10 protein-coding genes are annotated in these 17,151 nt (G+C 52.4%); 3 read left to right on the top strand and 7 right to left on the bottom strand.

Features of this window, described 5'->3' with window-relative positions; all coding sequences use genetic code 11:
- Positions 1-16 precede the first annotated feature (16 nt).
- From M4I36_RS13540 to M4I36_RS13525, 4 genes are all read right to left on the bottom strand, one after another.
- The gene (locus M4I36_RS13540) at positions 17-1,906 is read right to left on the bottom strand and encodes an MFS transporter (protein WP_258112282.1); all 1,890 of its coding nucleotides are present in this window, start codon (positions 1,904-1,906) and stop codon (positions 17-19) included.
- Positions 1,907-1,912: 6 nt separating this feature from the next.
- Positions 1,913-2,377 (bottom strand): helix-turn-helix domain-containing protein, encoded by a 465-nt coding sequence (locus M4I36_RS13535; protein WP_258112281.1) that lies wholly within the window; start codon positions 2,375-2,377, stop codon positions 1,913-1,915.
- Between the two features lie 338 nt (positions 2,378-2,715).
- Positions 2,716-5,424: a transglycosylase domain-containing protein gene (locus M4I36_RS13530; RefSeq protein ID WP_258112280.1), complete on the bottom strand. Its 2,709-nt coding sequence runs from the start codon at positions 5,422-5,424 to the stop codon at positions 2,716-2,718.
- 247 nt (positions 5,425-5,671) lie between these two features.
- On the bottom strand, positions 5,672-6,871 hold the full coding sequence (locus tag M4I36_RS13525; RefSeq protein ID WP_258112279.1) for a D-alanyl-D-alanine carboxypeptidase family protein: 1,200 nt from the start codon (positions 6,869-6,871) through the stop codon (positions 5,672-5,674).
- A gap of 456 nt (positions 6,872-7,327) precedes the next feature.
- On the opposite strand from M4I36_RS13525, the gene M4I36_RS13520 reads away from it, so the two are divergent.
- Positions 7,328-10,348, top strand: a complete 3,021-nt coding sequence (locus tag M4I36_RS13520; RefSeq protein WP_258112278.1) for an MMPL family transporter — start codon at positions 7,328-7,330, stop codon at positions 10,346-10,348.
- Positions 10,349-10,473: 125 nt separating this feature from the next.
- On the opposite strand, the gene M4I36_RS13515 is transcribed toward M4I36_RS13520, so the two are convergent.
- Entirely contained in the window at positions 10,474-12,102 is a 1,629-nt protein-coding gene (locus tag M4I36_RS13515; RefSeq protein WP_258112277.1) for a hypothetical protein, read from the bottom strand.
- Entirely contained in the window at positions 12,099-13,907 is a 1,809-nt protein-coding gene (locus M4I36_RS13510; RefSeq protein ID WP_258112276.1) for a DUF4855 domain-containing protein, read from the bottom strand. The genes M4I36_RS13515 and M4I36_RS13510 overlap by 4 nt, the downstream gene beginning before the upstream one ends.
- Before the next feature lie 266 nt (positions 13,908-14,173).
- Between M4I36_RS13510 and sleB the strand changes: the two genes are divergently transcribed.
- Entirely contained in the window at positions 14,174-15,010 is an 837-nt protein-coding gene (gene sleB / locus M4I36_RS13505) for a spore cortex-lytic enzyme (protein ID WP_258112275.1), read from the top strand.
- Positions 15,011-15,155: 145 nt separating this feature from the next.
- On the top strand, positions 15,156-15,578 hold the full coding sequence (gene mntR, locus M4I36_RS13500) for a transcriptional regulator MntR (protein ID WP_258112274.1): 423 nt from the start codon (positions 15,156-15,158) through the stop codon (positions 15,576-15,578).
- Positions 15,579-15,720: 142 nt separating this feature from the next.
- On the opposite strand, the gene M4I36_RS13495 is transcribed toward mntR, so the two are convergent.
- Positions 15,721-17,109: a transglutaminase domain-containing protein gene (locus M4I36_RS13495; RefSeq protein ID WP_258112273.1), complete on the bottom strand. Its 1,389-nt coding sequence runs from the start codon at positions 17,107-17,109 to the stop codon at positions 15,721-15,723.
- Positions 17,110-17,151 lie beyond the last annotated feature (42 nt).

The raw sequence follows: 17,151 nt of genomic DNA, 5'->3' as shown, positions 1-17,151 counted from the left end.
CTCCGCAGCGCGTCGTTTAAGTGTCCAGTGTGGCGGAACGTCTCGTTTCCGCAACTGCCTCCAGCAATTGCAAAGCTCTCCTTGCTTTCTCTTGTTCTTCTGGCGTTGCATTGGCACGAAGTCCGTTGCGCGCCTTGTATAGAGCAGCCACGCCGAGTTTTTCAATCCGTTTCAAGTCAATCGAGCTACCCGTGCTCGCAGCTTCCTTCATGTCTTCATAGACATAGTTTTTACCGCGGAAGAGTGATGCAATCGCAGCCAAGACTGCTAAGCCAGCAGAAATCCAAAATGCGAGCGCCAAACCGTGATGGAACGGACCGCCAATCAAATTCGGGAAGAAATGCTCGCTGACGATAGTGGTCCGATTGGCGACCGACAAATGTTGCAAGACGGACGCTGGCAACAAGCTCTGCAGCGGATTATACCCTAGCAAAGCGGCGAACAGAGACGATGTCGGCGGTAGCTTAGAAATTTGTTGCGCGAACGCAAGAGGTACGCCGTGGCTGGTCAAGCCTTTGAGATACGCATTCGGGAGACGGCTTGCCAAACCTGCAATAACGATACTGAAAAACAGCCCCATGCTCATCAACTGTCCGGCATTCATAAACGTCGCTCGCATACCGGAAGCTACACCACGATACTTTGGCGCTACCGAGTTCATAATGGCTGCACTGTTCGGCGACGAGAAGATACCCATACCAACACCGATGATGAACAGGTATGTGGCAAACGACCAATAGTGAAAATCAAAACTGAGCGTGTTCATGAGCGCAAAGCCAACTGCCGTGATGCCCATGCCTCCAAATGTGTACCATCTCGCTCCACCTTTGTCGGATAAAAATCCGCTCAATGGCCCGGCGACTAAAAATCCAACCATTTGGGGCAACGTGTCGATGCCTGCTCGCAATGGTGTGTTTGCAAACGACACATTGTGTAGAGGTAGCCAAATGCCCTGCAACCAAATGATAATCATGAAGGACAGTCCACCGCGTGCTAGAGCGCCGAAAAGAGACGCGATGTTTCCAAGTGTAAACGGTCGACTTTTAAACAACTGCAAATGAAAGAGCGGCTGCTCTACGTTCATTTCCACGAAGACAAAGACCACGAGGCAAACCACGCCGAGTCCAAGCGCCGTGATAACCCACGGATTTTCCCAGCCCATGGAGTGAGTCTGATAAGGCATAATACCGTACGTCAAGCCCAACATAATGCCTAGAATGCCCGCTCCCAGGAAGATGTTGCCCCAAACATCGAGTTTGGCCTTGACTTTTACTCCTACCTCTTTTAGCGCAATGTAAGCCCAAATGGTTCCAAACAGACCCACAGGAACGTTGACCAAGAAAATCCAGCGCCATTCACCCGTACTGGCAATCAGACCGCCGACCACCAGACCAATAACGCCTCCGCCAATAGCGGCAATTTGGTTCAATCCTAGCGCCAAACCACGTTGATTGTGCGGAAAGGCATCTGTCAAAATGGCCGCACTGTTGGCGAACAAGAAAGCACCACCGATACCTTGCACCAATCGAAATATAATCAATTCAATCTCCGCATCCAAACCTTTGCTCCACGTGATGGCACAAAGCACAGAACCAACCGTGAAAATGAGGAAGCCGAGATTGTACAGACGCACTCGCCCGAACATGTCTGATAATCGTCCGAAGGTCACAAGAAACACGGTTGTCGCTACGTTAAAGCCGAGAAGTACCCAGAGTAAGAGTGACGTTTGATTCCCAACCAGTGGATTGACGTGAATGCCTTTGAAAATGACGGGTAATGCGATGATCAAAATGGTGCCGTTGATGGCAGCCATCAAAATGCCTAGCGTCGTGTTGGACAGCGCGATCCACTTATATGCATCGCTGCGTCCAGACTTCGATGCTGGCTGTACGGCGTTCGATGCCATACATTGTCACTTCCCTTCGTTTGTCGTAACAGCCTGTGACTCCAGTCGTTCGAGCAGAGTCTCAGTTCGGTTCAATCTCTCTTGATAGCGCTGCTGCATCGACTTCAAGTTCTCCAGCTTGCCGTCAATCTGACTCAGCAATCCTTGCAGCGACCGTTTTGCGTCCTCTAACTGACGCAGACGCACGTCGACCGATACGTCGCGATTATTCAGCGAAGCACGAATCCCGTCTAGTGACGTCTCGACATCGAGCAAATGGCGGATTTCACTGAGCGAATAGCCCAAGTTTTCCTTGAGGCGCATGATGTGTTCCAATTTGCGTACGACTTTCTCATCGTACAGTCGATGGCCGCCCGCAGTTCGGCACGTGGGCTCAATGAGGCCCATCTCCTCGTAGTAATGGAGGGTTCGAGCCGTGATGCCCAGGTGCTGAGCGACCGCTTCCACGGTTAACTCCTCGTTTGGAATCATCACTTCATCTCCCTCGCCGTCATCCACAGTCTCACCATAAGCGTGTCCTAATCACTTGAGGTCCATCAATCTTCAACAGACAATGCCCTCCTTTCGGCAGATTCAAGCGCCGAATATTTCGGTTGACGTACTATATAATAACCACTCATAAACCTAACGTCAACGTAAGGAAGCGTTTGCGATGTTGAAAATCGACAAATTTATGTCGGACTGCGACTTCAGACATAAATCAGCTCCGACTGGCGGCTGATAGCACGAGAAGAGGGGTTCACCCGCCGAGTGCGGATGAACCCCTCTTTTTGTTTTAAATCCGCCGTGGAACGGTATGCCGTCACGAACTACGGATTGGCGGAAGGACTTTGCGGAGCTCCTGCTGGAGGATTTTGTGGATCTCCCGCCGGCGGAGCCGGATTCCCGGAACCACTGCTCTGACCACCGCCTGTCGGATTTGCCGCGCCCGAAGGCGCCGTACCTGCAGAATTGCCAGACCCACCGGATGCCGCACTAGTACCACTGCTGCCCCCTGTTGCCCCTGCAGGGTTACCGGACGCACCAGAACCAGTCGTTCCGCCGGCACCAGAGTTTGGCAGAGTACTGAGAGGAATCGTAATGGTGACTGTCAGCGGTTGACCGACTGCCAGTTGAGAACTCGTATCCACTGCCTGGACCTCATAAGTGTACGTTGCGCCTGGTTGCGTGACCGGATCGGCAAAAGTGGTACTCGACGTTTTTCCGATAAACTGAAATCCACTTGAAGCATTGGCTCCGGCCGTGACGTTCCCAGTGCCGCCATTCGTTGCACCAGCAGAAGAGGATGTGGTTTGATTGCTCCCTCCATTGCCAGCCGTATTGCTTCCGCTGCCGCCGTTCGCTGCACCAGCAGTTCCAGTGGCGCCATCGGAGCTACCACCAGGACTCGCCGCAGGAAGCGAGACCAGCTCGCGAGAAATCTGATAGTCCACCGTGCCCGCAGCTTTCGACTTCCAATTCAATTCCACTTGATGCGTTGCCATATTCCACGATGCCTGCAAATTAGAAATGGGCTGCGTCAACACTTGCGCTGCCGACCCTAAGCCATTGGCGTATGGATAAGGGCCCACACTAAACTGCTCAGGCGTCTGGTTGGCCACAGCATTTGCGACCACGTCACGCCACAATTCTGCCGCGTTACCCGATGGGTCGAGCGTCACCCAAGACATGTGGTGCTCTGGCGTGGTGACATCGTAGCCGATGTAAATGGAACCCACCATCGTCGGCGTATAGGCGTCAAACCACCCTGTACGCACCCAGTTTGGATGATTGCCAACCAATCCCGGCGAATACTGGACCGTACCGGTCTTACCCGCCACACCCCACCCGTCGATGCGCGCCAGCTGACCTGTGCCAAACTCGACCACATCCTCCATCAGGCGCGTCATGTCTCGTGCTGTCTTCTGCGTCATAATCTGCTTCGCCGCAACCGGGTCCCGGTAGATGACTTGCCCTTTTGCATTGACGATCTCGTTGATGAGATGTGCCTGCATCTGCACTCCGTTATCGTCAAACGGCTCGTACGCTTGCGCCATAATCATCGGGCTGACATCGAGATTTCCGCCAATGGCGATGCCCAACTGGTGTTGTGCCGTAGGTGAAATGGGGATGCCGTCCGATTCCGCAAACTGGACTCCATTTTGAATCCCCAGTTGTTGCAACAACCACACCGATGCGACGTTTTGTGACCACTGCAACCCGTATTGCAAAGTAATCTTTCCAGGCGCCGTGGGGTCCCATCCTTCAGGTTCATATCCACCCCCGAAGTTATGGGGCGTATTGTCGAGGATGGACGTGTAAGTCCACTTGCCGCTCTGCAAGGCAGGTGCATACTCCATGATGGGTTTTATAGAAGAACCCGGTGATGATGTCGAATAGACCCGGTCAATTCCGAGCTTCGTATAGTCTTGCTTACGGCTTCCAGCCGCACCGAGAATCCCACCCGTTTTTGGGTCGAGAAAGAGAGCTCCCCCCTCAACCACAGTCCCTTTGGTCGGTCCAGGCCAGTCGCTGTCGTATTGGCTTGTGAAAAAAACTTTGTGCAACGCCGACTGCACGCTCGGATCTACCGTCGTATAGACCTTGAGCCCACCTTGCATTAATTCGGCGGGAGAAATCCCATGACGTGTAGCCCAATCCAGCAAAAAATTCGTGAACAGTGGGTGAGCACCAAAGGCATTCTCGCCCATAGAATGAGCGGATACTCCGAGCGGCTTCTTCATCAACTGCAGCGCCTCAGATTGCGGGATATATCCGTAGGTGGCCAAGTTCTGCAGGACGACATTTCGGCGTAAGAGCGCAGCATGCGGATGCAGCAGTGGGTCGTAAGCCGAAGGAGCTTGTGGCAGTCCCGCCAAAAGCGCCGCCTGGTCCCAAGACAAATGTGGGTGCTTGCGCAGGTCGATGCCAAAGTATAGCTTTGCAGCCTGCTCAACCCCAGTGGCGTTGGACCCGAGATACACTCGGTTAAAATACATGTCGAGAATTTCTTGCTTCGTATAGTGACGGGACAACTGCACTCCGAGCACAACTTGTTTTACTTTATAAGTGACGGTTTTGTTGTCCGTCAAATAGACCATTTTCGCGACCTGTTCCTGAATGGTACTCGCGCCTTGCGTCGCATTGCCGGTCCACAAGTCGATAAACGCCGCCCGCAAGATGGAACGAAAATCAATGCTTGACGGAGAAGTCCAAAACGTGTGGTCTTCCGTCGCGACGAGCGCATCCGACAGTTGAACCGGAATGTCCGAGTATGGAATGGAAGAAGAGCCCCCTCCAAGAGTGAGGTACTTCTGATTGTCGCCGTCATACACGACGGTAGGGCTATTGAAATCGTTGATTTTCGTCTGATTGAACGGGGTGAATTGCACCAGTAGAAAGAAACCAACGGTAAAGAGAATGACGACGACCAACAGTAAAATGAGCAATCCAACCACAGATTTCCCCACTGAAAATCCGCGCTTCTTCGCCTTAACCGAACTTTTCCCAGATGACGAAGCAGGGGTCTTAGAACGCAAACGGCACCCTCCTCTTTCTTGCGGCCAACGAGTCGAGTCTACCTATGGTCGTGGTCCGCTGAAGCACAGTCTATCAGAAGTTGAGACAATGCAACATACACAAAAGGAGCGAAAACACAACACTTGTCAAACAAATAGTACGGAATGCGGGACCCTGTTGCGACCGTGCACTCGAAATAAACGCGACAATGAAAAAAAGTCCGCGCAACATCCATGCGCGGACCATTCTCTGACGAACCGACACGCTTTAGACCCGCTTCAATCTCCACAAGTACGTCGGACCAGGAATCTTCGCCGAAGAAACGAGTGGTAGCGTCTTTTTTTGGTCTCCCAACTGTACGGTCAACGTTCCTACCTCCGTGCCATTCGCCAAACGACTTCCTGAAATTTTTTCAAGTTTGACGGTTCTCTGCACTTGTAATCCAGGCCAACCAATCATGTGGACCGACTTCGGCGTATCGACTGTCAAAGGAGTCGACTGCCACGGAGCTGAGACTTTCACCGCTGGTACACCGGAAGACAAGACTTTAACATTCCGCAAAATTCCCTGAGCCTGCTCAGAAAGAGAAATACCTTCATCCAAAGCCGTGGTTATGGGTGAAATCCCTTCTTGACCTAAGACAGCTCCAATCAAATAAATTTTCTTGCCGTCAATGTGCTTCTCCGAAGCAAACACAAAGCAACCGCCTGCCTGCGTGGTGCTGCCCGTCTTACCGGCGATAATGCCGCCTTGACCAATCTTCCAATTGACGTTGTAAATCGTACCAGCCACCGGCACAGTGGCTTGAGCCTTACTGGTGATGTCGCGGAATGTCCGAATTTTGACCACTTTCGCGAACAGCTTCAACAGGTCCACTGCTGTGCTGGCACTGCCAGGGTTATAACCACTAGCGTCCACGTAGTGCGTATGCTTCATGCCAAGCTTGACCGCTTCAGCGTTCATTTCGCGAACAAATGCTGCTTGACTGCCTGCATCCCAATGTGCGAGAAGATTGGCGAGATTGTTCCCCGATGGCAACAAGAGTCCTTCAAGCACCTGTCGTTCTGTAATTTTTTCACCGACGGCAACCTTCACAACCGACTCCCCGAGCGAGACATCTTTCTCATACACCGCCACATCGTGCGGAGTAATCGTAAACGTCGGACCCGGCTCGCCCACTCCCAAAGGATGCTTTTTCAGCGTCAAGTAAGCCGTCATCAACTTGGTGACACTGGCAATCGGCAACGGTGTATTGGAACCATAATGGCCAATATTGCCAATTCCCACTGCAGCCAAGGCTGCTTCTCCTTGTGCGGGCCAATGAATGACTGGCTTTGGTCCAGGGACCGTTGCGGTTGGCGCAAGGACAGACTCTGCCTTCAATTTCGGTATGGGGCGGACAAATTGTATAACTGGGATGGCAATTACGATAATAACGATGAGCAACACAATCCAACGAGTACGCACAGTGTACCTCCTAAAATATGAATATCAAGAATGGCCTTGCTTTGCCAATGGTTTCGGACGGCGGCAGCCCAAAACCACAGCACTTCTGGAAAGGTAGGTACCGACAGAGTTTGACAAAATACGCTCATGCCTGTAGCAACTTGCCTTTCAATCTTTTACTTCAATCGTCGACTGCACAGGTCCCAGTCAGTCTTCCATGTCCACCACTGTTCCTCATTATACTGGAGATAGCCCAACGTGCCAGAACCAAATTTATGACGATTAGTCGACAAGATTGACGACTCGTCATTTGAGCGCTTTAATCTACTTGTTAGTCTAATTTCATCTTGGTACGATTTCTTGGCCAAGAAACACAGAATTGGTATCTCTCTTACGCCGATGAACCGCGAATTCTCCAGAGCACGAAGGCTATGGACACAGCGACAGTATGGCGCAACGCGAAAAGGAGGTTTCTGCATGGGTTCCCATTACGCCCGCTTCATTGTACGCTTCCGCTGGCTCATTTTAGCCTTTTGGCTCGCTGTGACGGCCGCAGGTCTGTTATTTCTCCCCAGTCTCAGCAGCGTCGTCTTGCAAAAGCAGACAAACTATTTGCCAAGTTCTTCTCCAGTCATGGAAGCCAGTCAGTTAGCAGACAGAGTGAACCCAGGAAAAAGTGGTCACAGTTCGGCCGTTATTGCCATTCATCACAGTGGTGGCCTGACCCCTGCCGACAAAGCCTACTTCACCGCACGCATGAACCGACTTTCCAACAGTCTCGGCAACTATGGTATCGTCCGCGTGGTAGACGCCGCAAACACACCGTACGACCGAAGTTCATTCATCAGCAAAGATGAGACCACCGAAATTGCGGTCGTGGACTTTCCCCATGGCGATGTATCCACGCAGACGGACACCGCGCTCGCCAATATTAAAGAAGCCTTCCCTAAAGCAGAAGTTCCCAGTGGCGCACAGATTTACTTTACAGGGGACGTCCCCATTCAGTACGACGACGCCACCATTTCTCAACAAGGTGTGGAGAAAACTGCCGGAGTCACGGTAGCACTCGTCCTCATTATCCTGCTCATTGTGTTTCGCTCGTTACTGGCACCGCTCGTCACGCTCCTCACGATTGGAGTATCCTTTTTGCTCAGTTCATCAATCGTCGCTTGGCTAGTACAATATCACAGTTTCCCGGTTTCTTCGTTTACACAGACTTTTCTCATTGCCATCCTCTTTGGCGCTGGCACAGATTACTCCATCATTTTGCTCAATCGATTCCGCGAAGAATTGACCAACGATCACGAGACGGCGGCCGATGCACTCGCTGTCACACTACAATCTGTTTTTCGAACCGTCCTCTTTAGCGCACTCACAGTTCTGGTCTCTTTTTCCGTACTTGGTCTCGCGAAATTTGGACTGTACCGGTCTGCGGTCGGTGTCTCCGTCGGCGTGTTTATTGCATTGCTCGCCATCTTGTCCTTCACACCGGCCCTGATGAGCGTCTTTGGGCGCAGTCTCTTTTGGCCGCGTCGGCCGATGCCTGGCTCCACCCACCCACCCTCTCGTATTTGGGGTGCCACAGGCAGACTATCCACGCGCAGGCCATGGTGGGTCATCTTAGTTCTCATCGTCGTTCTCGCACCCATTGCGTCCTTGTTTACGGATCATCGGACCTTCAATCCGATGAACGACATCCCCAATGCCCCCTCTGTCAAAGGATTTCACGTAGTGGCAAAGGCATTCGGACCAGGACATGTGTTGCCCACAACATTTGTCCTCAGGACCAACCAAGATTTTCGAACGCCGAAAGGACTGGCTTCTATTCAAGCGGTCAGCAGCGCCTTGTCTGCTCAGCCTGGTGTGACCTCCGTCAGCAGTGCGACTCAGCCCACCGGCAAGCCAATCCGCGAGTTTACATTAGCGCATCAAAACCAGCTAGCCGCCAACGGGTTGGATAAGGTCGCAAAGGGCCTGCACAAGCTGTCGTCAGGCCTCAGCTCAGCGGACCGTAACATAGCCCGAGGAGACAGCGGCTTGCACCAACTCTCGGCTGGCAGTCAACAGGTCGCCACGGGAGCCACTGCCCTCAGCGGCGGTCTTGAAAAAGCAGCAGCCGGCGCAAGCCAACTGGCGAATGGCGGACAACATCTGGCGGCAAGCACAAGGCGCCTTGCCAGTGGAGCAAAGTCCACGGCCGCTGGCAGTTCGCAGGTCGCCACGGCGACTCAAGCGCTGGCCAACGCGATTGCAGAATGGTCAGCCACTCATCCTGGAGATGTCGGGAACCCAACGTGGCAACAAATCGAGAAGCTCGCTGCCGTTGCTAAGCAGGGAAGTACCGAAGTAGCCAGCGGATTGGCCAGCCTATCCAACGGTACGAACCAACTTGCAGACGGAACGGAGGCTCTCGCAGGGAATGCTTCTGCACTCGCAGGCGGACTTCGTCAACTGCACTCCGGGGCGAACCACCTCACCACCGGTACACAGCAGGTGGCCCTGGGCATTCGCCAGTTTACCCGTGGTCTGACTCCACTGTCGTCCGGATTTCGCAGCGCCGATACAGGCCTAGCTCAATTGGACAGCGGCGTCACGCAAATTTCTACAGAGCTCCACAATTCAAGTCATGCCGCCATCGATGGTAATCCTGGATTTTACTTGCCAGCATCCACATTAGAGCACAATGTCAGTTTGAAGAAGGCAATGAATGCTTACATTTCTCCCGGAGGTCACGTAGCAACTTTGACTGTCACCTTGAATGATGACCCGTATTCGCTACAGGCCATGAGCCGCGTTGAGGCCCTTCAACGGGTTGCAGAAACCGCGTTGACCGATAGTCCGATGCACGGTGGAGAAGTGTATCCCGGAGGTCCAACGGCCGTGCAAAACGCGCTCAACAAGGTGTCGACGGCGGATTTTAACCGGACCGTTCTGCTCATCTCCAGTTGCGTCTTTTTGCTCTTAATTTTGATGTTGCGTTCAATTATTGCGCCTATCTACATCATGGCTTCTCTGATTGGAACGTACTTAGTGACCATGGGCATAGTTCAGGTGCTGACCATCCACGTTTTGCACCAACCCGGCTTATCTTGGCCAGTGCCGTTTTTCGTCTTCCTTCTTCTCGTGGCTCTTGGAGTGGACTATTCCATGTTCCTGATGTCGCGATTCGACGAAGAGCTTCACCACGGTCTGACCACTCGCCAAGCCATGCGCGAAGCCATGCTTCGCATGGGTGGCGTGGTCTTCTCCGCCGCCATTATCATGGCAGGTACGTTCGGCAGCCTAACTGTGGCCGGCGTCACGTCACTCGAGGAAATTGGCATTGCCATCGTCATCGGATTGCTCATATACGCCACGGTTCTGCTCGGTTTCTTTGTGCCTGCCGCAGCTTCCGTGATAGGAGCAGGCCACTTCTGGCCATTTGCCCGGCGAGAGACAGACAGCGACGGAGACCCAGGCGCAGAAACACCGCGCAAACCCATCCACTCCCAAACGTAACGGGACCACTGCAAGCAACTGCAAAGGGTACGCGCCGCGCACCTCCGCTCGATGCATCGACGGAGGTGCACACTTGGAAGTTGGGTAAAGACAACAGCGGGATCGACAAAAGAGGAGACAACAGGTTAAAGCGACCGCCGATGGACTACCAATTGACCGGCAGAGTCTATGCGAAGTGAAACGTCACCTAAAGTGGTCGATCCCGCTAGACTCGGCAACAACTGGTTATAACTGACGGTTAATTCACTGCTGATGGGTAGTCTGAGTGTGAGGCCTGTCCCACTCCCAGCAGGCAGCACGCGGAGCGTATCGACCCGATTGGCTTCATGATAGGTTTCGCCTCCGTCCGTGCTATACTTCATACCTTCGCCAGCGAGAACGGCAAACTCTCCCTCAGACAGGGGAGCTGGTATCGATACCGTCCATGTGGTCGCCCCCGCCGGGACCGTGACTTGGATGCCATCATAGAAATGATACGTGTCGTCGATAGCCGTCTGCACCGCTTGATTCGACGTGAAAAATGGCTCTCCGTTCAACGAGTCTCCCGCAAATGTGGCGATAGCTTCATTCTCCGGTGGATAGACGACCTGGTAGAGGTCGGTACTGCCAGACTGCGCAAATCCAGCTTGCTCGTTCGCGAGGTTGACCATCATCATCTGGAGATTACTCGGTGTGATATCGGAAGAGGCTTCTAGACCTGGCGGATTGAATCCAATGATATTAGCCCAGGCAACAGGATTTCCTCCCGGTTGAAAAGCGGGATCAGACAACCCAAGGAAGCTCCAGTACATGTGGTCTGCCATCGAAACCGTCACGGGTGTATAGGCTCCTGACATGGTACTGGATGGCGGGGTCCAAATGCCGAGTTCAATCGCCTTATTCATGGCTGGATAGAACGGAGAAGTGGTCGGCAAATCGATATAGGGACTCTTTCCCGTTGAATCTCCGGCGACTCCGTCTGCTTGAAGTAGACTTGAGACAAACGTCTGTACGGAAACCTCGTTCGATGGCAGAGTGGGTGGCACAAAAGCAGGCTGGGCGCTGCTTCCACTCGAACTGCTTCCCGAGGGCTGCTTGCCTCCTGTATGTTGGGAAGATCCGGTGCGCGAACCTGGATTTTTCGCCGTAGGTTTCAAGGTCCAAGTATCGCCCGACCAAGTCGATTCAATTCCGAGTGCTTTTAACGCTTGCATCACGTACCAAATCGGCATGTAGGTTGTGGCCTCGTGACGAGAAACCATACCCACAATGCCCGTGAGTCGCTCCACCACATGCTTGTCGACGACAATCGACATGCTCCCTTTCGCTGTGGAAGACTTAGAAATCGCCTTTGGCAACTTGTAACTCGGAACGAGCATCCACGTTTTTCCGTTCCATGTGCTTTTAATCCCGATGGTTTTTAGAGACTGCATCACGTACCAAATCGGCATGTACGTCGTCCCATCTTGTGCAAACGCTCGCGGACTCTCCACCACTTTTCCGGCAATGCGAATACGCGTGCCGTACGTCGATTTCTTGACTGCAACATACTGCTTGACCTGAATCGAAATGTCTCTTTGGCTTGACTTCTTCGCATGGAGAGACGATGCTTTTCCACTCGTCAAAGCGGGACTCTGGCCGGAGGACGTCGCGGCCAGCGCGGCCGGTGCGGGGACCAACAAGAATGACAAGATGGCTGCCACAGCGGCTTTCCGCGTTGCACCTAAGCGACGATGAAGAGTCTGTGTTTTTGCGTCTGTATTCCGCTTGTTCAATCAATCACACCGCCAATCTTTGCATAATTCCCAGAGACAAAATCATAAGTGTAGTCATACAGCGCTCGCGTGAACGGATTTTGCGAATAGGCTGCATGAACGAGAAAGTCGGTGCCATCGTAAAACGCGTGTGACACCCCGACGGCATAGCCACTTTGTGCAAACTGCTCCAACTGATGAACATAGAGAGTCTCCCCATTGGCATCCAAGGTGGTCCATTCCAATTCGAGGCCCATGCCACAGTTGGTGGCCACCTGCTCGGCCGAGGTCAATCGGCTCGAGAAAGCGGCACTACCCAGCTCCTCATAGTTCGGCTGGAGCCAAGCTGCTGTAAAACCAAGCTTATTCCAACGCTCCCATCCATCTGCAGAATAAAACGGGATCCAAAAAAGCGGCATCTGCTTTGTGGTTGCGAGACTTTTCGTATAGGCAATGAGCCGCTGTTCTCCAACAGCTTTGGGCGGTGCGTCTTCTCTCTCCCAATAAAATCCTGAGAGTTGCAAGTTAGAGTAGTTTCCAGACTCGTACCCACTCCACAGCTTGTTGAACAGCCATTGAATCGCGGCTTCGCGCGACTGAACTGCAAAGGGATGCTGTGGACTGGGCACAAACGAGAGATTCTGGCCAGACACGGTTCCGAATGTGCCATCTCCATACTGAGGCATGGGGATGGTCAAAACCACCTTCTCCTTGACGCCGGGCGTTCCTAGTGCTTTATTGTCTGCCGCTACGGCTGCATTCAGATTTGCCAATTCTCCTGTTGGGGAAAATAGCGTTTGGCAATACTGTTCCCATCCAGCCTTCGTATCCGGAGTGGATGAATCGGCCAAGAACAGGATGGTATCGAAGAATCGGCCGACCATTTGTCCGCTCGAGTTTTCGTATGCGACGAGCGGTTTAAAGTCGTGCTCCGTGTACTCGCGCGTATCGGGTGACGCATTGACCAAAAGCATGTTGGCTATTCCTAAAGAGCGTGTGTTGAGTGGAGTCAAGGCGTGTGTAAACTTTGCCACATGTGGTGCGACTGTTGGATACTGTTGACCCGTATTGGCGGACGATTCAACCACGGGTTTTCCATTGACCTCAACATCCCGAGCAAAGACCCACACGCCAACGGGGAAATAAATACGAAAGTGTTGCCCGACGGTTGGAGCGATATGGAGAGTAAATCTCTGCGTGGTATCCCCTAGGTCCATCCGTGAAAAATTGTTCTCGACAGCGCCAAGCAGGTGCCATTCTCCGTTTTGCCGCACTTGAAATTGGACGGTTGCTGGATAACTGATACCGAGTTGTAGATTCTGGCGCAAATCGATAGAGAGAGAAGTGACCGTAGACGGTTGCGGCAGAGTCACGTCAATGTCACGACCACCTTGATGGCTGAATCCACGCCAAGCGTTTCCAGAAACCAAATTCCCTTGATAATCGAATTCCTGGCTTTCGAATTTTTCATCTCGAATTCCGGTGACATGCACCTCAAGGCTCGCGTTCGTCGCCAGATTCTGCACCGGCGCCGTCGCCGCAGAGGTGGAAGTAGAGGCCGATGCAGACGAGGCGGCATTCGCAGAAGTATTCGCCACACCAGACGTTAGCGTACTCGTTGTACCTTCGGTGGCATTGGTACCTGAATGTGTTCCGCCACTCGTCTCACTGACCGCCGCCGAGGTGCCGTTTTGTGTACTGGCTTGTAGACTGCTGCTCGATCCGGTAGCTGCATAAGCTGGTCCGGCGGCGAAGGCCACGGCAGACGCGACACTTCCGACAAAAAGCGACATGTGCTTGGCATTGAACAATTTCCGTTTCTTCATATGTACCTCCTGAAGTGTACCTGGGCTCTACCTCATGAACCAATCTCGACAACGAGTCTGTGTCATGACTCCATGTTATAGAAAGTTCGCCAGAAAAGGATCTATTCTGTGGGCCTCGGAAAAACACCGACATAACTTAGACACAATTCCCCGAGATGTCAGCACCGTCCTCGTTGAATAAGGTTGGCAAGCGCTGCAGACAGTAAGAGAGACCACGAGTGGGACAATCGTGCATCTCACATTCGAATGGGAGGGGAATTACCGAAGTGGGCTCAAAGCATTCGCACTTTAAGAAACGGACGATGTCCACCCTGGCGGTTTTGACCGCCTTTCTATACGCCGTCTTCTCTACTCCCTCTGCATCTGCCTTTTCATCGCGAAACTTGTCCTACGGCTGTGTAGGATACAGCGTGTATGAACTGGAGAATCGACTTAAGTTTTTGGGTTACTATCATGGTCCCATTAATGGAATATTCACATGGACTGTCTACTGGGCAGTTCGAGACTTTCAATATGCATTTGGCATGACCCCCACTGGATATGTCAATTTACCGACCAAACAGCAACTAGTCCGTGCGACGCAAGCGTGGCACTACGTGGGGCCGTTGCCGAACGGATTAGAAGAGACGGCAAACGGTCAGATTGTACCTGACTCGACGACAGGCACAGCCATCCATGCAAGTGCCGCCGCGACGGCCGCACCGTCCTCAACCAGTGTCATTCCCTATGCACCTGTGAATGGCATCTCTCCGGCCGACATCAGCTTGATGGCTCACGTCGTTTATGCCGAAGCTCGGGGGGAACCCCTGAGTGGCCAAGTTGGAGTAGCCGACGTGATATTGAATCGCTTGAAGGAGCCAAACAAATTTCCAAACTCCATACCCGGCATCATCTATCAGCCAGGAGCATTTCAATCGGTTTCAAACGGAACCATTAATGAGCAACCCAACACCGAAGCCATGGAAGCGGTGCTCGATGCCATTCACGGATGGGACCCTGTGGGTAATGCTTTGTATTACTTCAATCCCGCTACCTCGACTTCCTCCTGGATATGGAGCAAGCCAGAAATCACTCAAATTGGCAACCAAATCTTCTCTCAATGACGGCAATCCCCACACGCTTGAGTCGAGCTTTCGCTATAATAGGAGAAACCACATTCGCCAGCCCCCTCGTTCTGTCAATGCGCAGAACTACTGCACGGACGTAGGCGACGGATGGGATTGACTTGCTTGCGGAGGGGGAAGTTTGTTGAGCACCACGCCCAGCCAAGAAGACTACATTGAAACCATATGGATTTTAATTCAAGACAAAGGATATGCGCGCGTGACAGACATTGCTGACCGGCTTGGAATCAACAATGCATCTGTGTCAAAAATGATACAAAAACTGGACGAAGACGGCTTGCTGGTCTACGAACGCTACCGAGGTCTGAATTTGACAGAAGAAGGGTACTCTCTAGGACTCCAACTTTCGGAACGGCATAGGACCTTAGAGGAATTTTTACGGTCGATGGGGATGACCAACTCTCACGAAATCAACAAGACCGTGGAAGGCATTGAGCACTACTTTTCCGCAGACGCTCTCGAACGAATTGAGAACCTGATGTCATTTATTGCCGAGAATCCGGAATGGTGGGATAAATTCAGCCACTGGTCGAACGGAAAAAAATAGATTCCGTCCGACCTGTGTGCAACCGATAGTCTTCGACCTACCTGCACAGAACATCAACTAAACCAAGAAAAAATCTCTATTGTTGATGCTGTCGGTCCATATACCGCATACCGCATACTGCTCCTCCCCCTCGATAGACGGCTTATTGGTCCGTCCCAACCAACGTAGTGTCTGCGGCATGAGAAGTCTGCAATCCCACTGTGTTCCCGAGATACTCATTCGTCAACAGAGCATTGACTCCTTGGTTTGGGCTATCCCATGTTGGGTCCATGGGTGTCCATACCCCGTTTACGTACGCTTGAAGCCACTCATGGTCGACCGTGGGATTCGAGAGTGGTGCGCGGCCGAGCACCGTCTCAGCAGGAATACCAACGGACTTCATCATCGTGGCGGCCAACTCTGCAATTTCCTCACAAACACCGGTACCACTCGCAAATGCCGTGGAGACATCCGCAAAGACATACTTACCGGACTTATACATACTCCAGTTATAATCCACTTTTTCACTCGCATAATTGGCGATGGCCGCCGCTGCCGTTGGCAATGAAGGAGAATTCTCATACAGTATTTTAGCCATTTCAAGAGCAGTGGGAGATTCATTGCCGTCCATGAACGCGGAGTCCAACAGAGCCCTCCTCACCAAATCTGTTGGTTCCCCGTTGACGGTGACCGTGTAAGAGTCATCCCAGCGATAGCTACCATCCCGATTCAATTGAGTGAAGAAATCCGGTATATACGAAACATCGACAGGTCCAGTAAATGGCGACCGAATCAGCGCCGAAAAACTGCCGCTGGTGACTGGTAGACGATAATTCCAGAGCAAACCAGACTGCTCCGAACTAAGTTGTACGACGACACTTGTTTCACCATTCGCGGCCGTACCCTGAACGGGTATCCAGTCTGAGGTGGGTAGCGGATTAAATTGTTGAAATTGAATACCACTCGTTGAGGACGACCCAGTGGACACAGGAACATTCGCAACTGGGAATGGCCGAATACCTGATGCTCCGTCAGACACAGGAGGAGACTTTGCATTATCTCGAAGACTACTCAAACCAACAATTAATACAAGGGGTACACTGTAATGACCATCACTTTCCGCTTGCACGGTATAAACACCGGGTTTCGTTGCGACAAACGTGCCCATTTGCACGCGATGATGGTTGTAGGACCAAATTTCATCCGCGGCCCCCGGCTCGACGGATGCGTCCGGGCTATTGACGAGCCAATGGACATCCCCAACGGCAGATGCAAATTGATAAGCCATCAGAGAAACTGCGCTCCCTGGCTGGATGTTTAAAAGAGGCGTCGATGCAGTCGTTCCAAAGGGCGAACTACTAGCTTCTAAATAGAAGGAATTCGTTTCGCGGCTCCACCACGCACTATCGTTTGTCGCTTGATTCGGAAGCGTAGCGGAAGTTAAGGACGGACTATTTCCAGGCGACGTATCTGCAAATACAGTGGGACTCAGATATCCCATCGCCACAAAAGCGGACACAAGGCAAAACACCGAACGATGCCATTTCCCCATATTCCTCTTCCTCCAGATGCAAAGCCACTTACACCGCGAGGG

Source organism: Alicyclobacillus sp. SP_1 (genome assembly GCF_024706985.1).
Classification (GTDB): domain Bacteria; phylum Bacillota; class Bacilli; order Alicyclobacillales; family Alicyclobacillaceae; genus Alicyclobacillus_I.
The sequence above is the reverse complement of the archived record's forward strand: the minus strand, read 5'-3'. Positions and strand labels throughout refer to the sequence as shown.